The following is a 19,564-nucleotide window of genomic DNA, read 5'->3' as shown; positions in this document are numbered from 1 at the left end:
TTTATAGCTTGAGCTGCTTCATTATCCTTGGCCCCACGAGCGCGATCAGCGCCGCGCACGCGGCGACCACCGACAACCCGATCGGCAAGGTGCTGATTTGCGCCACGCCGCCGATCAGCACCGGCCCGAACAGCAAGCCGAAGTAAGCCAGCCCGGCGACCTGCGCCAGCCCCTCAGCCGGGCTTACGCCATCCACGCGCGCCGCTGCTGCGAACAGAACCGGCATCATATTGGCGAGTCCCAAGCCCATCAGGGTGAAGCCGGCCATTGTGACCAGCGCACTCGGTACGACGAGCGCCGCCACCATGCCGATGAACGCCAGCGCCGCGCTCGCAAATATCAATTGCGGCGCGCCGAAGCGGGCGCGCACGGCGTCGCCGCCGAAACGTCCTGCCGCCATGCCGCCTGTAAAGGCTGCGTACGCCGCGCTCGAAAGCGCCGGCGTTGCCAGCACGACGTCGCGCATATACACGGTCGCCCAGTCGTACATCGCGCCTTCGGCAATCAACGCAATCAACGCCAGAGCGCCGAGCGCCCACAAGGCCCGCGAGCGCCATCGATTCGACGACGATCCGCCATGTGCGCTGGCGGCGTGGGGAACATGCGGTAGCACATTGGGCATCGACACAAGCAGCACAACCAGGCTCACCGCGCACGCGAGAGCGAGATGCGCAACCGGCGGCAGGCCGTGCGCAAGCATCGCGCCGCCGACAGCAGCGCCCGCCATACCGCCAACGCTGAACATGCCGTGCAGCGACGACATGATCGGGCGCTCCAGCGCCTCCTCGACCGCGCTCGCTTCGGCGTTCATGGCGACGTCGAGCGTGGCCATGCTGAAGCCAAACAGCGCCAGCACGAGAACGAGAAGCCAGTAAGACGGCGCCAAGAGAATCAGCGACCCGAACACCGTCATGCCGATCCCGCCCGCAAGACACGCGCGGCGCGTGCCCACGCGGCTGATCCACGGCCCGTTGGTGAGCATTGCGATGATCGAACCGGCCGCAACCGCCAGCAACGCGATGGACAGCGCGCCTGGGCTCAGGTGAAACTTGTCGCGCACGGTGGGAACATGAACGCCCCACGACGCGTATAACATCCCCGCGATAAAAAACACGGCCATGGTGGCGTATCGGGCGCGCTCGCGCTTTGCGACCGGCAGCCGCCGATGCACGGCTTGCACGGCGTCCCGGCCGGTTGCATTGGCGCTGCAAACTGATTCGGACACTGAAATTGCTCTCTCGTTATTTTTCGTTTTGAAAGCCGGGTCAAAGCGTATGGATGCGGTTTTCGCCCGGCGAAGATTTCGATTCTATAGAACGGTTCCGCGCCCTGCATGTCTGCTGCACTAAGATTCCAGAGGTAGGTCCGCCATCTTTAGCTCCGTTGCTCTGTTGTGAGGTTCGCCTTGAATATCCCGTCGCACGCGCCGTTGCACCTCCTGCATCAAGCGCCCAATGGCACGCTTGCCACGCATTCCCGCGAGCCGCATGGCTATCCGTATCCCACGGCATTACCGTTTGCGCCCACGCCCGGACACGTGCCCATGGTTTTGATCAGCCATCTGGCCGAACACACGCGAAATCTGCAGTCCGACGCGCGGGCCGGTTTCCTGATCGCGCATTCATCCTCCAATGCGGTTCTCGAAGGCCAGCGTCTTACCATGCTCGGTTCGTTTTCTCCCGCACCCGCCGATTCCGTGACTCGATTGTCGCAGCGTTATCTGCAATATCACCCCGATGCCGCCCGATACCTCGAACTCGGTGACTTCACTTTCTGGGTGCTGTCTATTGAGCGCATGCGTTATATAGGTGGCTTTGGCGCGATGGGCTGGCTGGATGGAAGCGTGCTTGACGAGCTTGAGCCATTATCGGAACAAAGTGAATCGGAATTGCTGGCATTATTTTCCGATTCATCTGAAAGACCGCAGGAACTTGAACTACTTGGAGTCGACAAATACGGTTGTGACCTCAGAAGCTCAGGAGTGCGCAATCGTTTCACCTTCGATAAACCGAAAGAGACGCAAGCCGAATTGAACGCAGCGCTAATTGATTGTATTGAACGGCATAGGTGATTGTCTGAAGGGCCGAACAACATTCATGTGCATTTATGTCGCGTGATTACAAAATGTGAGCGCGCTGTGAAGGGTTTTCTGCGAAACCTTTCATCAAATGGAAGTTCGAGGCGACACATTTTAACAGTATTCTCATTTTGTGAAAGATTTTCCGGATTCATTCAAAGATGTAAGTAGGATGAATGGAAGACTTTGCACCATTTAAAGAATCGCACCAAATGTTACGCACGCCCGTTCGGCTGAACTGATTTAAATCGAATGTGTTGAAACGCGCATAAAGCCGTGGTTGTGTTAATCTGCGTTCTATTGAGAGGCTTTACAATATATCCCAAGCGGGCGCTTGACTCGTACACTGCAAACCAAAGGAAAACACCATGCCGTCTTACAAGGAACTTCTCGCACAGCGCGAGAATCTCGAACGACAAATCGAAGAAGCGAAGTCGCGGGAATATGCTGAAGTTCTCAATGAAATCAAGCAGAAAATGACCGACTACGGAATTACGCTTGCCGAACTGGCGGGCGGTCGCGGCGGTAAGAATCTGAAAAACGCTGCACGTCCTCGTGCAGGCGTGGCGCCGAAGTATCGTGATCCGGACAGCGGCAGCACTTGGTCGGGCCGTGGCAAGCCGCCAAAGTGGATTGCCGGGCAAGAGCGCGACAACTTCTTGATCCAGAAATAAGTCTTTCCATATTAAAAAAGCCGCATGCGTAAAGCAGTGCGGCTTTTTTTGTATCTGATCTGCTAATGAAAGCGTCGAGCGAGTGCTTCGAGTTTGAGTGAGAACGCGTCCCGTTTCTTTTAAATCGATGATTTAAAAGGATTTTATTGCGGCGAGACCGCCTGTTGAAGGGACATCTTGGTAAGATTACTCATGCCAGGACTTTGAGCAATGAAATGTCTCTATCGACAGCACGCACCGCCGACCGGCAGGAGGTGGCGCGTAAAACCACTTTCACCAGCATCGCGCTGAATAGCGTGTTGATGGCTGCGCAGATTGTCGTAGGCGTATTCGCGCATTCACGGGCGCTTATTGCCGACGGTGTTCATTCGCTGGCCGATTTGGTGTCCGATTTCGTTGTCCTTCTGGCTAACAAAAAGAGTGCGGCGGCGCCCGATCAGGATCATAACTACGGTCACAGCCGTTATGAAACAGTTGCTTCATTATTTCTCGGCGCGTTGTTAATCGCGGTCGGGATCGGCATGTTATGGCGGGCGGGCGAACGTATCACCAATCTTCAAGACATTCCCGAAGTCCATGTAAGCGCACTGGTTGTCGCGGTCATCGTTCTTGTTTCCAAAGAAGCTTTATTTCGTTATATGTTGCGCGCGGCCGAGCGTGTCCGATCCGCCATGCTAATTGCAAATGCGTGGCACGCGCGTTCGGACGCGGCGTCTTCGCTGGTCGTGGCAATCGGGATTATCGGCAGCATGGCGGGTTGGCGCCTGCTTGATCCGATCGCGGCGGCAATCGTGGGATTTATGGTGGCCCGAATGGGTTGGACTTTCGGATGGGACGCGTTGCAGGATTTGTCCGATCGCGCTTTGGATCAGGCTGAAACAGCGAAATTGCGTACATTGTTAATGGAAACCCCGGGTGTGCGCGACGTGCACGAATTGCGCACACGAAAAATGGGTGACCTCGCTATTGTCGATGCCCATATTCTGGTCGATCCGCTGATTTCGGTCTCGGAGGGCCACTACATTGCGGAATCCGCGCGTGCGAGCTTATTGATGAGTAATCGCGTGGTCGACGCGCTGATTCACGTGGATCCGGAAAACGACGACATTAGCCCGGTCTCATCGCGATTGCCAACGCGTTTGGCGGCGACCGGCGCCGTGCGCGTGGCACTGAGCGCGCAGGAGATTGGTTTCGATCATCTGGATCTGCATTATCTGAGCAGCGGATTTGAAATCGATGTGCTGCTTCCCGCCAATTTGAGCAACGACCAACTCACGAAACTCAGGCAAGTCGATTTCAACGCACTCAAGCAAAAACTTGGCGCACGCCGAATTCGCCTTGCGAAGAGTTTGCAGCCAGAGCTATCGGCGCCCGAGAAGGCGCATGCGGCCGACTTTCGGGCCGATTGACGCGTTGCCCATGCCTCCTGCCGGCCGAGCGTGGCCGTGAGTACCGGTGCGATGCGCGACTACAGATTCAGAGCGGCAATTGGGTGTCGAATTTGATTTCACGCAGTACCACGCTGGTCCGTACTTGCGCTACGGCTGGAATCTTGAAAATGCGATCATGCAGAAATGCGTCATACGACTTGATGTCCGGCGCGACGATTTTCAGAATGTAATCGGCTTCGCCTGTGGTGCTGTAGCACTCGGTTACTTCGGGGCACGTAGTGATTTCGCGTTCGAATTGCTCGACGCCGCCCTCGGTATGACGTGTCAGATGGATATGCGCGAGCGCGCAGACGTGCAGACCAAGCTTCTCTCGATCCAGCAGCGCCGTATAGCGCTGAATCACGCCCGATTGCTCCATATCCTTGATGCGCCGCCAGCAAGGTGTGCTGGACAGCCCCACTTGGTCGGATATTTCTTGAACCGAACGGCGGGCGTCCAATTGCAGGAGACGCAGGATTTTTTGTGAGAACGTATCGAGAGTCAACTGCGCCTCCTTTCGGCCGTTACCAACTCCAATAGTAGAGGCGGCAGAAAGGATGCGCAATCTCAAACGCCAGTCGTGAGCAATATTCCCTAACTCACTGCCCGGACTGCGCGTTTTGTCCTTCGTCGTCGTTGCTGCTGGACGTTTCGCCCGCGGTTTTCAGCGATGCCCGTGTGGCTCGCTGCGCGCGCAACTCAGCCAGCATGTTGCAGAAAAGTGCGCCTTGTTCTACAGCGTCGTCCAGCGCCACGTGGGTGTGAGGGAGATCGTCGAACCAGTGCTTCGGCAAGCGCGGCTTGATGGCTTTCCGATAGGGAAGATCGGTAAGCGCAAAAGCAAGCGTCTTGATGTCGAGCGCCGACCACGAAAACGGGCAGCGTTCAGCAAAGCGCATCATGTACCAAAACATGTAGGTGAAGTCGAACCCCGCCGGGTAAGCAACGAACACAGGCTTGCCGGGTAACGCCTCGACCCATTTCACATACGCCTGCATCGCCGCGAGCGGTTGCTGCAAGTCTGTCCGGCACGCGGCCCACGCCTCAGGCTGTGTTTTCCACCATGCGGCCTGAACAGGGTGCGGCGCGGCGCCCTCAAGCGTTTCGAGATTGGCCGAAAACGTGCCGATCAGTTCCTTGTGTTCCGTATAAGCCGCCGATGCAAAACTGAGCATGGAATGAGGCCCTGGGATAGGTCCGTCCGCTTCCACGTCTGTGCTGACATAGATTTCGGGGATCACAGCATTCATGCGGTTTTCCTGTCGCCGACATAAGGATTCGTCCGGCGTTCGTGGCCAATGGTTGAAGTGGGACCGTGACCCGGAACGAACGTCACGTCGTCGCCGAGCGGCCAGAGTTTTTCCTGAACCGAGCGCACCAGGTCCGCATGATTGCCACGCGGAAAATCCGTTCGCCCTATTGATCCCGCGAAGAGGACATCGCCTACCAGCGCAAGCCGGTTCGCTCGACTGAAGAACACGACATGGCCCGGAGTGTGGCCGGGACAGTGATAGACCTCCATGACCTCTTCGCCGAACTGCACCGAATCGCCTTCTTGCAGCCAACGTTCCGGTGTGAACGCGTGTGCCTCACCGAAGCCGAAACGTCTGGTTTGCTCGGGCAACTGGTCGATCAGAAAAGCATCTTCCTTGTGAGGTCCATGAATTCCGACGCCAAAGTGATCGGCAATTGCCTTCGCACCTCCGCAATGATCGAGATGGCCGTGGGTAAGCAGCACCTTCTCCACGGTCACATTAAGCGTGGCGACCGCCTCAATGATTTGATCAATATCACCGCCCGGATCCACGATCGCCGCGCGCCGGGTTGCCTCGCACACAACAATGGAGCAGTTTTGCTGAAACGGTGTCACGGGAATCAGGGTGACCTTCATAGGTGGCGACCGTGCGCGTGTAAAACGTTCATTGTAACGGGCGCAAACCGGGGCTGCGCCGCCGCACTTTGCGCTAGCCGAAAGGATAAGATGTTGCCTAAAAAACGGGCAAATTACGTAATTTTTACGTTTTTCGAGAGAATAAGTAACAAATTGTGCGCAAACAGAGGACCCGCAGTCGTCTCTGGGTATAATCCGCTTAGTTGTGCATGGTTTGAGCATGCCATCAATGGGCAGCTAAGAAGCGCCACCAGCGTTTTTTACAACTGCCATCAAGTACGCAGTTCGAAGCATCTGCTTTGAAATCGCAATCAAGCGTCGATCCGTTCGACGCACACGTCTTGTCCAGCCGGGTGCGATGTACCCGCCAACGGCCATAGCTGCCGTAATGCTGGATGGGGCCTACGCCGCCGTTCCTGTGCAGTTCATCGCGCAAGAGCGTGTTTGTCACGTTCGATGGCGGCATGTGGGGTCTGGTCAGGCTGCCGGGGACAGGTTGCGCCAGACGTGAAAAATAACCGGGCATTTGCGGCGAGGTACGCCGTTCCCGTGGATAAGCACGTCGTTCGAATTTGCGAGCGATGTTTGCTGTCGCGTGGAAAGCCTTGAGCCGCCTAGTGCTGTCCGAAAATTGTCGGATGGAAGGGCGGCTCGAACCGTTGATTACACGTCTATGAATTTACGACTCACTCGGCATCTCGGGAGTCTTTTTGTCGCAGCAATCCTGACGGGTTGCGCGATGCCACCTACCGGTGTTGACCAGGCCAGCGCCCTGAAAACCGGAGCGCAGGTCGCCAGCAGCACGGCAACTCCGAAGTTCAGCTCCGCTCGCGTCTCGGCACCCCTTGCTTACGATTCCCAACTGAACTCGGTTCCTTCGGCGACCAGCAAGTCGTCAGATGCATCGACGCTTGCCAACGCGGAGCCGATTACCGCGGGTCCGAACATCGGTGAATTCGAGCAGCAGGGCCGCGCGTCCTGGTACGGCCGTGGCTTTCATGGCCGCAAGACCGCCAGCGGCGAACGTTATGACATGCACGCAATGACCGCGGCGCATCGCACCTTGCCGCTCGCGTCATGGGTTCGTGTGACGAATGAAAGCAATCAAAAGTCGGTGGTCGTCAAGATCAACGACCGTGGTCCGTACGTGGGCAACCGCGTGATTGATCTGTCCTATGCCGCTGCCGCTGCTCTCGGCATGCGCAGTTCCGGTGTTGGAAAAGTGAAGATCGAAGGCTTGACGCAGCAGGAAGCGCGGTTGGCACGCGAACAATCGCTCGCGTCCATTTCGACGACTGATTAAGCAGCGTTATGCTTTGAGCAGAACCCAAAACGGGCCGTTTCCACGGCCCGTTTTTTTATTTCACCACCCTCAGAAGCGTTATTCGCGTTCATCTTTCTCGCGGTTGCGTGCCTTATCCATGGCGAGCGCGCGCGTGTACAGCACGTTGCGCGATGTGCCCGTCAACGTGGCCGCCAGCCGCGCTGCGCTACTTACCGATAGTTCTTCCAGCAAAGTCTCGAGCAACGCATCGTGCGCGTTCTCGGCGGCTTCCTGGTGCGGCGCGCCTTCCACCACCAATACGAATTCACCGCGTTGCCGGTTGGCATCGGCGGCTAACCACGTTGGCCCTTCGGCCAGGGTGCATTGATGGACGCTCTCATGTAACTTGGTCAGCTCACGGGCAATCAGCAACTTCCGGTGGCCACCGAACGCGCGTTCAAGGGCCTGCACCGTTTCCACTATCCGATGCGGCGCCTCGTAGAAGACGAGTGCGGACGCGTGCGTGAGCAACGACTGCAACTGCGTGTCGCGCTGGCGGGTCTTGGTTGCAAGGAAGCCGATGAACGAAAACGTGTGAACCCACGCGCCGGCTACGCTCAACGCAGTCGTAAGCGCGCTTGCGCCCGGCAACGGAATGACCGGAAAACCGGCTTCGCGCACGGCGTCGACGAGTTTTGCGCCTGGATCCGATATGCCTGGCGTTCCGGCATCGGAGACACATGCAATGCGTTCGCCGTTACGCAGATGCGCGATCACATGCTCGGCGGCAGTGCGTTCGTTGTGTTCGTGTACAGCGATTGTCGGCTTCGAAATGCCGTAGCGCGAAAGCAGTTGCGACGTATTGCGCGTGTCTTCCGCGGCCACCCGGTCGACCAGCCCAAGCACGTGCAGCGCGCGCACCGTGATGTCCGCGACATTGCCGATAGGCGTCGCGACAATATAGAGCGCGCCAGCCGGAAACTGCTGGCCATGAGCCAGTTCGGAGAGTGGAGTCATGAGGGCGGGTGGCAGGCGAAGAGCGTCATTGTGCCATGCGCCGCGAGACAACTTTTTTGGGGGCGGAATGTCGAAAACAGTCGGAGACGCGTTCGAGCAGCGCGCGCTGGAATATCTGCAACGCCAGCGGCTGCGCTTTGTCGCGCGCAACTTCGTGTGTCGCGGTGGCGAGATCGACCTTGTGATGCGCGAGATCGGCAGCACGCGGGCGCTCGTATTCGTGGAAGTGCGCGCGCGGCGAAGCCGCCAGTTTGCTGCTGCGGCGGCGAGTATCGGTGCGCATAAGCAGCGGCGGCTCGTGCTTGCCGCGCAGCATTATCTGATGACGTGGCGAGGTGCGCTGCCCGCGTGCCGCTTTGATGTCATTGCCTTCGACGCGGGCCGGATAGTCTGGTTACGCGATGCTTTTCGTGCCGACTGCTGGTGAAGCCTGCTTACATCTTTAGATGATGCGGACAACGAGTGCGGTAAACTGCGCGGAGCTTGGGGCAATGGTGGATTGGCGCAAAGAGGCGCTGGGACACAGGGCTCGCAAATCGCTGAAGCAATCCATCACTGAACCACCGCGCTTAGTTGCGGCCGATAACCGAGAGTCGATGTCTGTCGAACGTATCCAGCAGCATTTCCGCGAAAACGCGGCCGTCCAGCGCGAAGCAATCGACACGCTTGCGTTCCCCATTGCCGCTGCCATCGACGTGTTGTTCGGCGCCCTTGCCAATGGTTCGCGCATTCTCGCGTGTGGTAACGGCGGCTCGGCGGCCAACGCGCAGCGGCTCGCCGCCACGCTTGTTGGTCATTTCGAGCGCGAGCGGCCGGGTTTGCCCGCCATTTCGCTCGACGCAAACGCGCTGACGCTGACGGCCATCGGGAACAGTTCCGCGTTTGAAGAGATCTACTCGAAGCAAGTGCGGGCGCTTGGCCAGGCGGGTGACGTGCTGGTTGTCATCTCGACTTCGGGCAACTCGGTCAACTTGCTGGCCGCAATCCAGGAAGCGCATGAGCGCGAGATGTTCGTCATTGCGCTGACTGGCGGCGGCGGCGGCGTGATCAGCGAAGTGCTCGCCGATACCGACATCCAAATCTGCGTGCCGTCCGAGCGGGCGGCGCGAATCCAGGAAGTCCATCTGTTAACCATTCATTGCCTGTGCGATGGCATCGACGCGATGCTGTTGGGCGACGAATGATCTCAAGGGGAACGAGTTGATGAACACGACACGCGTCAAATCGACGCTTGCCAAGGCCACGTTGCTGGCTGGACTGATATCGGGCGTCGCGCTGAGCATGCAGGGTTGCGCGCTTCTTGCCATTGGCGCGGTGGGTGGCGCGGTTGGCGGGGGCACGCTGGTCGCAACCGACCGGCGCACGCTCGGCGCGCAAACCGAGGATCGCGAGATCCAGGTCAAGGCGAAGTCCCGCATTGGCGAAAGCCTGCCCGATCAGGCGCACGTAAGCGTGACCGTGTTCAACCGGCGTGTGCTGCTGACCGGCGAAGTGCCCGCCGAGCAATGGAAGCAAAAGGCCGAGGAAGTCGTGCGTAACATCAACAATGTAAACAGCATCGTGAACGAGCTTGCTGTTCAGGGAGCAAGTTCGTTGTCGTCGCGGACCAACGACGCTTATCTCGAAAGTCGCGTGAAGGGTGCGCTGGTTGGCGAGAAGGATCTGCGCGCGAATTTCTACAAGGTCGTGTGCGAGCGTAATACGGTCTATCTGATGGGACTTGTCACGCGCGATGAGGGCGCGGCCGGTGCGAATGTCGCGGCACAAGTGCCTGGGGTGGATCAGGTCGTGAAGGTGTTCCAGTACATCAAGCCGGAGGATGCGCAAGCGTTGTCGGCGGCGGCTGCGTCGGGCGCGAGCGCGCCGGTGGTCACGCCTATCGACGATAACCCGACGGTCGGCGCCGTTCCGGATTCGTCGGTGAGCTCGAAGCCGCTTGATGGAACGTCATCCGCGCCTGTGAAAAACTCGGACGTGCATCCGGGCAATCCTGCGCCGGCGGCAAAATGAAGCGGTGGTTTTTGGGGAGCGTGGCCGCTGCGGTTGTTCTGATTGCGGCGGCCCACGGTGCTGTCGCTGCTGATATGCCAACGTCTGCTGTTTCTCCCGCCGATGCCATGAACATCGCGCGCAAGAATGCCTGCATGGGATGTCATGCTGTGGACCGGAAGCTTGTCGGGCCATCGTTTCAGCAGATCGCGGAGAAATACAAGGGCGACGCGAAAGCGCTGGCGCGGCTTGAAACCAAGGTGAGGGACGGCGGCAGCGGCGTGTGGGGCATGTTGCCCATGCCGTCTCATCGTTCGATGGACTCGGGTGATATCACGAAGGTGGTTGGCTGGATTCTGGCTGGATCGCCTTCAAAGTAACGCATCGGTTTGCAGGGTCGGATGCTTGTCAGACGATCCTTAGGCTGTGCTAGAATCTTTTCCACGATGGGGGGGTAGCTCAGCTGGGAGAGCGTCGCGTTCGCAATGCGAAGGTCGGGAGTTCGATCCTCCTCCTCTCCACCATCAGATGTTCCTGGCAGTTCCAAAGTATTCCCGAAACCCCGCGTCCCGTAAGGCTCGCGGGGTTTTTGTTTCCACTCTGGGATCATGGTTTCCGTTGACAGCCGGGGGCCTTTCGGCGCAGGTTTGGGGGCATCAGGCCAGATTTTCCCTGTGGCCAGAATTTGTGCCCCCAATGCAATGGGAGGTGTTCCATGCCTCTTACCGATCTGGAAGTTCGCCGGGCTGCGCCTCGTGAGAAGGCGTACCGGGTCTCCGACGGCCGCGGAATGTATCTCGAGATTTCTCCGTCTGGCGGCAAATACTGGCGCCTGAAATATCGATTCAACGATCGGGAGAAGAGGCTGGCGCTAGGTATATATCCCGACGTCACGCTCGCCCATGCGCGAAAAAAGCGCGACGAAGCCCGCGCGATGCTTGCCGATGGTATTGATCCCGGTCAGGCCAAGAAGGACAAGAAGCGCCTGGCGCGGCTCAACGCCGCCACCACGTTCGAGGCGGTCGCGCTTGAGTGGTTCGAGCAGCAGGCGCCCGACTGGGCGCCCAGCCACTCCCAGAAGATTATGGGGCGACTGAAGAAGGACCTGTTTCCTTGGCTTGGCTCGCGTCCCATTGCCGACATCAGTCCACCTGAAGTCCTTGAAGTGTTGCGCCGTGCCGAGAAGCGCGGCGCTCACGACACTGCACATCGGCTTCAGCAGAACTGCGGTCAGATCTTTCGCTACGCCGTGGTGACCGGGCGCGCGATGCGTGACGTGAGCGCCGATTTGCGCGGCGCGCTGCGGCCAAACCGGCATACCCACTTCGCCTCGATTACGGATCCACAGAAGGTCGGCGAAATGCTGCGCGCCTTCGATGGCTTTTCCGGGACGCTGGTCGTGCGCGCGGCGCTGCAACTTGCGCCGTTGCTGTTCGTGCGACCCGGAGAGCTGAGGCAGGCCGAGTGGGCGCAGATTGATCTGGAGCGGCGCGCATGGTCCTCCACTGTTTCGAAGACGAAGACCGAGCATCTGGTCCCGCTGGCTAACCAAGCTGTAGAGATCCTGAAGGAGTTGCAGGCACAAACCGGCCAATGGCGTTGCGTCTTTCCCGGCCGCGATCGCAGAAAAGCCATGAGTGGTGCGGCGATCAATGCTGCCCTGCAGCGGCTGGGCTTCGACACGAAAACCGAGATCACCGGCCACGGATTTAGGGCCATGGCTCGGACCATCCTGCACGAGCGACTTCGGTTTCCGGCCGAAGTCATCGAGCACCAGTTGGCCCATCGAGTTCCTGACTCGCTCGGCAGCGCCTATAACCGGACACGGTTTATCGACGACCGGGTCGCGATGATGCAGGCATGGGCTGATTACCTGGATCGACTAAAGGCAGGGGCGGAGGTCGGGCCGATCCGGCCGCGCGGTCTTTGAGACGAAGATCCTGGCGGGATCAGTTTCTGGTCAGCGCTTGGTTCAGGGCTTTCTTCCCGAGGAAACTGAGTCGCGGAACGCCCGTTCAAAGTAGATGCTGTGCGATCGGCGGCTCAAGATAAATGTTTGCGCCGGAACATCCATGTCGCTTTCCATCTACTACGCGGCTCCGGCCGAGTTCACGCATCGTTGGGTCGCGTTAGAGTGCGTTGTGACGACGTCTACGTGCTGGTCCGTTTGTATTGCTGTCTGGTTCAAAGGTCTTCGATATCGGGGTTGATTTTGAAACTGAACGCATCCTGGATGACCATCGAGCCGGGTTTGCTGTCTTCGCGCACCGTCTTTTCCTGAGGTGCAAGACTGGTTTGCTGACCGGTTGTGCGCTTTGCCGATTGGTTGTGGGAAGTATTCGTGTACCCGCGAGCCCCGGATGCGCCATCCGGTCGACGACCGGTTCCCTTTCGCTTCTTCGTTTCCTGCATTGCGTATCGAAGTGCACTGGTCGTCACATCGATACCCGCCTGTTTCGCTTGCTCTATCAGTTGCTCGACCGAATAGCCTTTAGCGCGAGCCGAATCGATATGGGCGCGCACGTTCGGCATCGCATCCCGCACCGTGATACGCCGCTCCGAAGGTGATTTTTCAGGTAGCGCATCGAGCAGCCGGGCGAACTCATCCCATTGGGCTTTCGTGTACATCTTCGGTGCAGGCATGGTGTCCCTCCGTTTCCATCAGGTGATCGGGTGTTTCTATACGATGCTGCATGCCGTTGGCTGGCACGTCAACGCCGTACTCGCGCGCCTTGTGGACGTTCGCAGTACACCTTGGACGACAACGAGACACATCGGAACGACGAATTTTTTTCGGTCAGTGGCGGAGCAACAACGTTGGCTTCAGGACATGCATTGTCGCAGGGCTATCCGTGGACTTCGACGAGACGGTTTAGCTTTCGAGCGACTATGCCGCGCTGGATAACTCAGAACGTATTTGGGGGTGGGTGGTTGTCGTATCGAATTCGCTTGTGATGCGGCTCCCCATATTGTTGCGAATCAGTTTTAGCGGAGTATCTGGTCCCGTTCCTTGCATGTCTGCGCTGCATCGAACGGCCGAAGGCAAATACCACCACATTCTTTCCACGAGACCGGCAATCCCGGTCCGCGCCAGTTTGGCAGCGTTTGTCGCCGCTCAGGAAAACGTTTCAAATTGCGCGATGAAAATAGAAGGAAATGGAGGTATTGCAGGATAGGCTAGCGCCGGTTTCGGGCGCCATTCACTCATCGAGCTATCTTTGCGTATGGTTGGCGAAGCATCCTGGTCCGACTGTGTGCCAACGATTCGTTAGGGAAGGTGCGCATTTGGGCGAACGTGACAGCGAGCATAGCCCGCGTGATTGATGTCATGCGCAACGCCAATAGTGCCTTCCGGTCCACTCGATCACGTTCCAGAAATCGCCGGTCAGGATCTTCTGACGGAACTGAACGTTCTCAGACGCTTGCGAAAACGGACCGACCATCAGGAACCGGATACGTGCTCGATACGACCTGGTCGGCCCGCAAGGCATTGGAAGAAGGTTTATTCGAAGATGCTGTGCGGACTGCGATTCTTTTAGGACACGACACCGACACGACTTCGGCCGTGGCGAATGGTCTGACCGGTATCAAATACGGCATCGATGGCATTCCTGCTCGATGGTTGAAGCAGTTGCGGCGTGTCAAGATCGTTGAACCGTTGGCTGTCCGATTCCTGGCAAGCGTTAGGGCGCGGTAGATAGGCGGCGATTCGCAATAGCGACTTGCCATATGGTGGGACCAGGCATGACAAACGTTTGCGCGTTGGGTCGCTGGCCTCGTCAGTCTTGACGATTCAGTTTCGAAAGCCGATGATCGCTCTCGCTCTGACGTAAAAGCAGATTCGTACAACAAGAAATACCGGGGAGGTCATGAGCGAAATTGCGGAAAAGGTGCTCGACAGGGCTAGCGGAGATGCTTTCAGGTTTTCCAGAGACTTCGCTGACTGGTTTCTGACTCGCACGAAATTCACGGGGACGGGGCCATCTATTATTCGTTACAGTCCGACCATCCGTGGCGCAGCATGTCTGTTGCCTTCCGTGACCCAGCGACAGGTTCGACCGAAACCCGGCGGCTCGAAAGCGAGACCGATATCCTTCTCATGTTTAGCAAACCCGGCTCCACAAGGTTTGCGCTTCATATCGAGAACACGCTGGCAACTGGAACGTTCACACCCGACCAGCCCGACTTCTATTTGGCGCGAGCAAGACATATGGCGGACAATCCCCCGTACGGTGACTATGCCGACTTCGATACGGTGCTGACTGCTCCTAGAAAATTTATGGCCGATGGCCCGACGGCTGCGCGAAGTTCGAGCGATACATATCGCATGAAGACATCTCAGTGCATCTTCCGATCTTTAGCGTAAAGAATCCTTGACCTTCGGTGCGCTGTTCGGGGTGTCTACTGCATATACAACGGGAGGCTGCGATGCTTGTATGGACTGAGGACCAGATAACGCTTGAACTGCTGTCGGATCGCTTGACTGATAGTGGACTTTCAATTGTAAGTGTTGATGAAAATCGCATCGGCCTGAAGAGCGAATCGGGTATTTGGTACAGCGTCTCGGTTGTAGACGACCCGAAATTTATCCGCTTGTGGAGCTTTCTCCCGTTGCGTAATGAAGAATCAAAAGCCAGTAAGGTGCACCTTGAACATCTACTGAACGGAAAGATTTTTCTTCCGGTGTTCAGTCTCGACGCCGATGAGGATTTGACGGTGTCATATGCCATGCCGTATGCGCAGGGTTTGATTGCTGGACAATTTGCTGCGATTGTTCAACGATTTGGGTCAATGCTTCAGTACGTGGTGCAGTCTCATAACGAAAGCGGACTGATCGACTTCAACAAGCGTTCGACGCAAGAAGTGTCCATAACGCTGAACTGAGGTTGGCACAATTCACCAGACACATCTGTAGTCAGAGACCGTATGTGACTACCATGCTGAATGGTTAGGGCGCGTCGCTCCGGCCAACCGTCTTCTCTGGGTGGGATGGAAATGGCCCGGATTCTGTCAGGGTTGACGCCGAATCTGTTCTTTGATGACCAGCGGGGTCATCGGCATTCGTCGGTAGGGACTGCTCAGATGTTGCATGCGACGTTTGCCGTTCTCTCGCAGTCCAGCGCACCGGCTGAGTACACAGTTAAGTTTTTTCTACTGGGAGCCGTTAGTAGTAGATGAGAGCGGCGGACATCTGCATCCGTCTACCTGAAAAATCCAAACAACATGTGACCGAGAATGAGTGACCTGATAACAAAAGAGAAAATCATCGAAGTGCTGCACTGGGCCTATGACAAGGCTGTCGACGGCGCTATGGGTACCGATTCTGCCAAGGAAATGGCCGACGAGTACATGAAGGAGGAAGGTCCCCTCGTCGACAAGGTGAATTCCCTGATTCGCTGGCAGAACACGAAAGCGGGTGCCGCGGGGTTTGTGACCGGATTAGGTGGATTCGCCACGTTGCCGGTAGCCATCCCGGCCAATCTCGCTTCCGTGCTGTATCTACAGATCCGGATGATCGCGGCCATCGCAAAGATGGGCGGACATGATCTCAGGAGCGACAAGGTTCGTACGTTGGTTCTCGCGTGTCTCGCAGGCGATGCGACGATGGAAATTCTGCGAGACGTGGGGGTTCAGGTAGGTCAGAAGGCCGTACAGCTCGCGATCAACAAGATCAGCGGTGCCGTTATCACGAAGATCAATCAGGCGGTCGGGTTTCGGCTTGTGACGAAGGCGGGGAGCCAAGGTGTCGTAAATCTGACAAAGATGGTGCCGTTCCTCGGCGGCGTGATCGGCGGGGCGTTTGACGCGACGGTTACTAACATGATCGGTAATGCCGCACGTGACATCTTTATCACAGGAAAGATCGTCCATGAGGTCGTGGAAACCTGAGCGAATGTCACACCTTAAATAACCAGTTTGCTACCTATAACGTGGACTCCAGTCGGTCGGAACCAGGCTAAACAGGGGCAGCAGGCTATGCGCACGGCCGTCGGTATGTAAAGGAAGTACGTACCGACGAAAGCCAGTTCCTGATTCCCGTTTTGACAGCGATCTTTGCCCATCCGCGTTCATTACACGTCAGTCTTCCAACGGCAATTCCACCCACGTTGAAGTCCAAAGCTTTACCGATTGATCGTCTGAAAAGGCTCCACGACCTGGTCGACGCTCCAGGTGGTGTTGCTCGCCAGGCTCTCGACACGCCTTTCCAGCGCATCCAGTGCATATTGGGCAGCGTCCTTATTCAGCAACTGATCGTTCCTGTGGTCGGGTCGTTCAGCCCGGGCAAGTCCTCGCTCATCAACACGGTGACTGGCGATAATCTGCTGCCGGTTGCGATCACGCCCGAAACGGCCCTGCCCGCCGAGCTTCGCTTTGCCGATATCCGCGAGTGACCGTTGGTATGGCCCAGAAGCGTTCATGCGTCTCCTTTGAGGCAGTGAGGGTGTCGTGATGTCGCAGTTGACTCGGAACATTCGATGTCCACAACGATGGTGCATTTACGCGTTCGTCAAATCGGCGAATCCAGAAACGGAGGCCGAACTTACTATGGGTTTGCGTATTCACCACTCGCTGAACAGCCGAACCTGCCACTGCATCTCAATTCCGAAGCGCATTATTGATAACGACTGTACGAGCGAAAATCTTCGTCGCGAGTCCCGTAAGCTCTTCGTAACGAGTCCCGCCTGACGGTGTCCTTTCTGAAATATCGTTCGGCGGGACTCCAGGAGACTGGACCGGGTTTGCGTACAAATTGAAACTGCCCAAGCCGGAAAACGAAATGCAGTGGACAAAGACGAGAATGTGGAAGATCTTTTGTTGGCAGTGGGAATTCCTTACTCGCTGGACGACTGAACACACCTGAAATATGGTTTCGCGGGTAGTGGGATTCTCATCTTCGCGCTCAGGCGGCCATTCGAGTTGCTGATCCGCACAAAAAACAGTCCGTATAGCCATGGCGGCTCGAACCACGGTAGTGAGTCGACCGCTAACGTTGATCTTTTGAGATATGGCGTAGAGGGCGAGGTTGGGTTGTCCCACACAATCCGTGACCGACTCTGCCCCAACCGATGGTGAAAAACATTGTCCCTTTAAAACGGCAGCCTACGAGAGGCAGCTATGACCAACTTCATTGTCTCGAATCAGCGTCTATATCCTGCGACGACCTGCGCAAACTCTTTCAGGCGAAGCCACGGCGCCCTTGTGCTTTGTCGAAGCCTTCGGGACGCGAATTGTCCCAATGCGCGCCTATAGTCCGGTCATCGCAATGCCTGCATATATCCAGACGCTACGGGGAGCACTAATGGCCACCGAATACCTGAGAGACGACCACTATCACATCATCGGCACCATCGTGACCGAGTCTGGCGGCAAACAGATTGCCCGCGACGCGCGTTACAACCGGGTCGGCGAATACGACCCGAAGTCCGATCTGACACGCGACAGCCACTACCGGATCATCGGCACGGGCAATCAGCTTTCGGCGTTGATCTGGCGCACGGTCAGATAGCGGCGACACGCTCGCTGCGATTCACAAGCAAAACTTTGTGAGCGAATACTTAAAGAAATTCAGTTATGTGCCGTAAATGCGCAGGTGTAACAAGGTATCGGCTCGTGCAATCAGGACGTCGTTTGTCCAAAGCGCCATGCAAACTATCTGCGTGAACTCAGTTGAACATGCCTCGCGCCGTGCAACTCGTGAGAGCGGGGGCGACATTGGCGGCATCAACACGCCGTACTAACCTGGAAGAGACCGATATGCTAAACAACAATTCTCCGCTGGAAAGCCTCGCAGCATTTGCAATTGTCTTTGCCACCGGCATTCTGTCGACGGTCGCGCTTGGCAAGTACATTGAAAAGGTGCGCCGCGACGCACAGAACGCCACGTCCGGCGCAGTTTGACCTGCCAACCCAGCGTCGAATCGCTTTTCCGGCGCGCGTCCTCGTCATGCCAATTCCCGCTCCCCCGATGAAACTGACGTGTCGTTCATGCGGCTGCCGTCATGTGTATCCGCAGCGCAGCGACGCAGTGGTCCTGCCCGGCGAATGCGCGGCATGTGGCAGTGAAGACCTGGAGCGAACCGTGGCGGGCCCGCTGGACGGCGCTGCAGCGCTTGCCGAACTGACCTTGCACCGTCTCAAGGGCGGCTGACGTTTGAAGCCGTCGTACGGAATCGCGGCACTTCGACAAATACGCAGCAGCGGGCAATACGCAGACGGGGATACGAGGGCCGAACGTGATGGGAGAACAACAACGGGCAATGGCGCAGGCCGCTGCCTGGCTGCACGATGCGGACGGCCTGCTGGTGACAGCAGGCGCGGGCATGGGCGTGGACTCGGGGCTGCCCGACTTTCGCGGCAATGAGGGGCTGTGGCGCGCCTATCCCGCGCTGGGCACGGCACAGATCAGCTTCGAAGCGATTGCCAATCCGGCATCGTTCCACGAAGACCCCGCGCTGGCGTGGGGGTTTTACGGCCATCGCCTGAAGCTGTATCGCGAGATTAAGCCGCACGCTGGCTTCGCCATCCTCAGACGCTGGGCAGAGCGCATGCCGCACGGTGCATTCGTTTACACCAGCAACGTCGATGGCCAGTTTCAGCGCGCGGGCTTTGCCGACGAACTTGTCGCGGAGTGTCACGGTTCGATCCACTACATGCAATGCATGGCGCCTTGCTGCTCGCGCACCTGGCCCGCAGCCGGGTTCGAGCCAGAACTCGACGAGAAGTCCTGCCGCCTTCTCTGTGCGTTGCCACGTTGCCCAATATGCGGCGGAATCGCCCGTCCCAACATCCTGATGTTCGGTGATTCCGCCTGGCTGCCGAGGCGCACGGATGAACAGGAAACGCGTCTTCAGCGCTGGATCGCATCTGTCGAACGGCCAGTGATAGTCGAGATCGGCGCAGGCACTGCGCTGCCGACCATCCGCCGTTTCAGCGAGCGATGCGGGCCGCGCGTCATCCGCATCAATGCTCGCGAGCCACAGATCGATCCGGCGATGGGCGTTGGCATTCGGGGCAGCGCGCTCGAAACTCTCATCGCGATCGACCACTCCCTTGGCACGCAGACCCGATGACATCGAGACAAGGGTGGGTGCCGCGGACCCGTCGACTACCGGCGCATTTTTGCGACATGACGACAATGCCGCGCTGTGATGCCGCCTGCAGACGTGCATAGCACCAGTCAACTCACGACCACGCGCATTGCGCAAACGGAATCCGGACACG

General features: G+C 57.7%; 23 protein-coding genes and 1 tRNA gene. 18 read left to right on the top strand and 6 right to left on the bottom strand.

Features of this window, described 5'->3' with window-relative positions:
- Position 1: 1 nt before the first annotated feature.
- Positions 2–1,225, bottom strand: a complete 1,224-nt coding sequence (locus AWB64_RS04870; protein ID WP_060817486.1) for an MFS transporter — start codon at positions 1,223–1,225, stop codon at positions 2–4.
- A gap of 180 nt (positions 1,226–1,405) precedes the next feature.
- Between AWB64_RS04870 and AWB64_RS04865 the strand changes: the two genes are divergently transcribed.
- The 3 genes from AWB64_RS04865 to AWB64_RS04855 all read left to right on the top strand — a co-directional run bounded on the left by AWB64_RS04865 (position 1,406) and on the right by AWB64_RS04855 (position 4,160).
- Positions 1,406–2,071, top strand: a complete 666-nt coding sequence (locus AWB64_RS04865) for a HugZ family pyridoxamine 5'-phosphate oxidase (protein ID WP_060817485.1) — start codon at positions 1,406–1,408, stop codon at positions 2,069–2,071.
- Positions 2,072–2,445: 374 nt separating this feature from the next.
- A complete protein-coding gene (locus AWB64_RS04860) occupies positions 2,446–2,751 on the top strand; it encodes an H-NS histone family protein (protein ID WP_060817484.1) in 306 nt (101 codons plus the stop codon).
- Positions 2,752–2,966: 215 nt separating this feature from the next.
- Complete coding sequence (locus AWB64_RS04855) at positions 2,967–4,160, top strand: cation diffusion facilitator family transporter (protein ID WP_060817483.1); 1,194 nt, start codon at positions 2,967–2,969, stop codon at positions 4,158–4,160.
- Between the two features lie 67 nt (positions 4,161–4,227).
- Here the strand turns inward: AWB64_RS04855 and AWB64_RS04850 are convergent, their stop codons facing one another.
- From AWB64_RS04850 to AWB64_RS04840, 3 genes are all read right to left on the bottom strand, one after another.
- Entirely contained in the window at positions 4,228–4,686 is a 459-nt protein-coding gene (locus AWB64_RS04850) for an Lrp/AsnC family transcriptional regulator (RefSeq protein WP_031357026.1), read from the bottom strand.
- A gap of 94 nt (positions 4,687–4,780) precedes the next feature.
- Positions 4,781–5,431 carry a 3'-5' exonuclease family protein gene (locus AWB64_RS04845; protein WP_060817482.1) on the bottom strand — a complete coding sequence of 217 codons (651 nt, stop codon included), beginning with the start codon at positions 5,429–5,431 and terminating at the stop codon, positions 4,781–4,783.
- Positions 5,428–6,072 (bottom strand): MBL fold metallo-hydrolase, encoded by a 645-nt coding sequence (locus tag AWB64_RS04840; protein ID WP_060817481.1) that lies wholly within the window; start codon positions 6,070–6,072, stop codon positions 5,428–5,430. The genes AWB64_RS04845 and AWB64_RS04840 overlap by 4 nt, the downstream gene beginning before the upstream one ends.
- 673 nt (positions 6,073–6,745) lie before the next feature.
- Between AWB64_RS04840 and AWB64_RS04835 the strand changes: the two genes are divergently transcribed.
- Positions 6,746–7,375 carry a septal ring lytic transglycosylase RlpA family protein gene (locus AWB64_RS04835; protein WP_060817480.1) on the top strand — a complete coding sequence of 210 codons (630 nt, stop codon included), beginning with the start codon at positions 6,746–6,748 and terminating at the stop codon, positions 7,373–7,375.
- A 78-nt stretch (positions 7,376–7,453) separates the two neighbouring features.
- Here the strand turns inward: AWB64_RS04835 and rsmI are convergent, their stop codons facing one another.
- Positions 7,454–8,353 (bottom strand): 16S rRNA (cytidine(1402)-2'-O)-methyltransferase, encoded by a 900-nt coding sequence (gene rsmI, locus AWB64_RS04830; RefSeq protein WP_060817479.1) that lies wholly within the window; start codon positions 8,351–8,353, stop codon positions 7,454–7,456.
- On the opposite strand from rsmI, the gene AWB64_RS04825 reads away from it, so the two are divergent.
- The 6 genes from AWB64_RS04825 to AWB64_RS04800 all read left to right on the top strand — a co-directional run bounded on the left by AWB64_RS04825 (position 8,352) and on the right by AWB64_RS04800 (position 12,272).
- On the top strand, positions 8,352–8,780 hold the full coding sequence (locus AWB64_RS04825) for a YraN family protein (protein WP_060817478.1): 429 nt from the start codon (positions 8,352–8,354) through the stop codon (positions 8,778–8,780). The two genes, rsmI and AWB64_RS04825, sit on opposite strands and share 2 nt — an antisense overlap.
- A 169-nt stretch (positions 8,781–8,949) precedes the next feature.
- A complete protein-coding gene (locus AWB64_RS04820; protein ID WP_060817477.1) occupies positions 8,950–9,537 on the top strand; it encodes an SIS domain-containing protein in 588 nt (195 codons plus the stop codon).
- Positions 9,538–9,556: 19 nt separating this feature from the next.
- Positions 9,557–10,363 (top strand): BON domain-containing protein, encoded by an 807-nt coding sequence (locus AWB64_RS04815; RefSeq protein WP_060817768.1) that lies wholly within the window; start codon positions 9,557–9,559, stop codon positions 10,361–10,363.
- Positions 10,360–10,722, top strand: coding sequence for a c-type cytochrome (locus AWB64_RS04810; protein WP_060817476.1), 363 nt, complete (start codon positions 10,360–10,362; stop codon positions 10,720–10,722). Before AWB64_RS04815 ends, AWB64_RS04810 begins: the two co-directional genes overlap by 4 nt.
- 68 nt (positions 10,723–10,790) lie before the next feature.
- Positions 10,791–10,866, top strand: a tRNA-Ala gene (locus tag AWB64_RS04805).
- A 191-nt stretch (positions 10,867–11,057) separates the two neighbouring features.
- Positions 11,058–12,272 carry a tyrosine-type recombinase/integrase gene (locus AWB64_RS04800; RefSeq protein ID WP_060817475.1) on the top strand — a complete coding sequence of 405 codons (1,215 nt, stop codon included), beginning with the start codon at positions 11,058–11,060 and terminating at the stop codon, positions 12,270–12,272.
- 254 nt (positions 12,273–12,526) lie between these two features.
- Here AWB64_RS04800 and AWB64_RS04795 read toward each other — a convergent pair whose 3' ends face one another.
- Positions 12,527–12,985 (bottom strand): hypothetical protein, encoded by a 459-nt coding sequence (locus AWB64_RS04795; RefSeq protein ID WP_060817474.1) that lies wholly within the window; start codon positions 12,983–12,985, stop codon positions 12,527–12,529.
- A 685-nt stretch (positions 12,986–13,670) separates the two neighbouring features.
- Here AWB64_RS04795 and AWB64_RS30760 point away from each other — a divergent pair.
- The 8 genes from AWB64_RS30760 to AWB64_RS04755 all read left to right on the top strand — a co-directional run bounded on the left by AWB64_RS30760 (position 13,671) and on the right by AWB64_RS04755 (position 19,413).
- Positions 13,671–14,039 carry an ADP-ribosylglycohydrolase family protein gene (locus tag AWB64_RS30760; RefSeq protein WP_082850381.1) on the top strand — a complete coding sequence of 123 codons (369 nt, stop codon included), beginning with the start codon at positions 13,671–13,673 and terminating at the stop codon, positions 14,037–14,039.
- A 731-nt stretch (positions 14,040–14,770) separates the two neighbouring features.
- On the top strand, positions 14,771–15,226 hold the full coding sequence (locus AWB64_RS04780) for a hypothetical protein (protein WP_060817471.1): 456 nt from the start codon (positions 14,771–14,773) through the stop codon (positions 15,224–15,226).
- A 351-nt stretch (positions 15,227–15,577) separates the two neighbouring features.
- The gene (locus tag AWB64_RS04775; RefSeq protein ID WP_060817470.1) at positions 15,578–16,231 is read left to right on the top strand and encodes an EcsC family protein; all 654 of its coding nucleotides are present in this window, start codon (positions 15,578–15,580) and stop codon (positions 16,229–16,231) included.
- A 218-nt stretch (positions 16,232–16,449) separates the two neighbouring features.
- Positions 16,450–16,734, top strand: coding sequence for a dynamin family protein (locus AWB64_RS31265; RefSeq protein WP_208603242.1), 285 nt, complete (start codon positions 16,450–16,452; stop codon positions 16,732–16,734).
- A 908-nt stretch (positions 16,735–17,642) separates the two neighbouring features.
- On the top strand, positions 17,643–17,849 hold the full coding sequence (locus AWB64_RS04765; RefSeq protein WP_060817468.1) for a hypothetical protein: 207 nt from the start codon (positions 17,643–17,645) through the stop codon (positions 17,847–17,849).
- 248 nt (positions 17,850–18,097) lie between these two features.
- Complete coding sequence (locus tag AWB64_RS31860) at positions 18,098–18,241, top strand: hypothetical protein (RefSeq protein WP_167353899.1); 144 nt, start codon at positions 18,098–18,100, stop codon at positions 18,239–18,241.
- A 67-nt stretch (positions 18,242–18,308) separates the two neighbouring features.
- Positions 18,309–18,491 (top strand): hypothetical protein, encoded by a 183-nt coding sequence (locus AWB64_RS04760; protein WP_060817467.1) that lies wholly within the window; start codon positions 18,309–18,311, stop codon positions 18,489–18,491.
- Positions 18,492–18,579: 88 nt separating this feature from the next.
- Positions 18,580–19,413: an SIR2 family NAD-dependent protein deacylase gene (locus AWB64_RS04755; RefSeq protein ID WP_060817466.1), complete on the top strand. Its 834-nt coding sequence runs from the start codon at positions 18,580–18,582 to the stop codon at positions 19,411–19,413.
- The last annotated feature ends 151 nt before the right edge of the window (positions 19,414–19,564 follow it).

Source organism: Caballeronia sordidicola (assembly GCF_001544455.2).
GTDB classification, from domain to species: domain Bacteria; phylum Pseudomonadota; class Gammaproteobacteria; order Burkholderiales; family Burkholderiaceae; genus Caballeronia; species Caballeronia sordidicola.
The sequence above is the reverse complement of the archived record's forward strand: the minus strand, read 5'-3'. Positions and strand labels throughout refer to the sequence as shown.

Excerpts from the sequence above, each read along its gene's own strand:
- rsmI (WP_060817479.1), bottom strand. The coding sequence starts at position 8,353 with ATGACTCCACTCTCCGAACTGGCTCATGGCCAGCAGTTTCCGGCTGGC.
- AWB64_RS04755 (WP_060817466.1), top strand. The coding sequence starts at position 18,580 with ATGGGAGAACAACAACGGGCAATGGCGCAGGCCGCTGCCTGGCTGCAC.
- AWB64_RS04835 (WP_060817480.1), top strand. The coding sequence starts at position 6,746 with ATGAATTTACGACTCACTCGGCATCTCGGGAGTCTTTTTGTCGCAGCA.
- AWB64_RS04765 (WP_060817468.1), top strand. The coding sequence starts at position 17,643 with ATGGCCACCGAATACCTGAGAGACGACCACTATCACATCATCGGCACC.
- AWB64_RS04820 (WP_060817477.1), top strand. The coding sequence starts at position 8,950 with ATGTCTGTCGAACGTATCCAGCAGCATTTCCGCGAAAACGCGGCCGTC.
- AWB64_RS04860 (WP_060817484.1), top strand. The coding sequence starts at position 2,446 with ATGCCGTCTTACAAGGAACTTCTCGCACAGCGCGAGAATCTCGAACGA.
- AWB64_RS04825 (WP_060817478.1), top strand. The coding sequence starts at position 8,352 with ATGAGGGCGGGTGGCAGGCGAAGAGCGTCATTGTGCCATGCGCCGCGA.
- AWB64_RS30760 (WP_082850381.1), top strand. The coding sequence starts at position 13,671 with ATGCGCAACGCCAATAGTGCCTTCCGGTCCACTCGATCACGTTCCAGA.
- AWB64_RS04810 (WP_060817476.1), top strand. The coding sequence starts at position 10,360 with ATGAAGCGGTGGTTTTTGGGGAGCGTGGCCGCTGCGGTTGTTCTGATT.
- AWB64_RS04855 (WP_060817483.1), top strand. The coding sequence starts at position 2,967 with ATGTCTCTATCGACAGCACGCACCGCCGACCGGCAGGAGGTGGCGCGT.
- AWB64_RS04840 (WP_060817481.1), bottom strand. The coding sequence starts at position 6,072 with ATGAAGGTCACCCTGATTCCCGTGACACCGTTTCAGCAAAACTGCTCC.
- AWB64_RS31860 (WP_167353899.1), top strand. The coding sequence starts at position 18,098 with ATGCTAAACAACAATTCTCCGCTGGAAAGCCTCGCAGCATTTGCAATT.
- AWB64_RS04760 (WP_060817467.1), top strand. The coding sequence starts at position 18,309 with ATGAAACTGACGTGTCGTTCATGCGGCTGCCGTCATGTGTATCCGCAG.
- AWB64_RS04845 (WP_060817482.1), bottom strand. The coding sequence starts at position 5,431 with ATGAATGCTGTGATCCCCGAAATCTATGTCAGCACAGACGTGGAAGCG.
- AWB64_RS04795 (WP_060817474.1), bottom strand. The coding sequence starts at position 12,985 with ATGCCTGCACCGAAGATGTACACGAAAGCCCAATGGGATGAGTTCGCC.
- AWB64_RS04780 (WP_060817471.1), top strand. The coding sequence starts at position 14,771 with ATGCTTGTATGGACTGAGGACCAGATAACGCTTGAACTGCTGTCGGAT.
- AWB64_RS04775 (WP_060817470.1), top strand. The coding sequence starts at position 15,578 with ATGAGTGACCTGATAACAAAAGAGAAAATCATCGAAGTGCTGCACTGG.
- AWB64_RS04815 (WP_060817768.1), top strand. The coding sequence starts at position 9,557 with ATGAACACGACACGCGTCAAATCGACGCTTGCCAAGGCCACGTTGCTG.
- AWB64_RS04800 (WP_060817475.1), top strand. The coding sequence starts at position 11,058 with ATGCCTCTTACCGATCTGGAAGTTCGCCGGGCTGCGCCTCGTGAGAAG.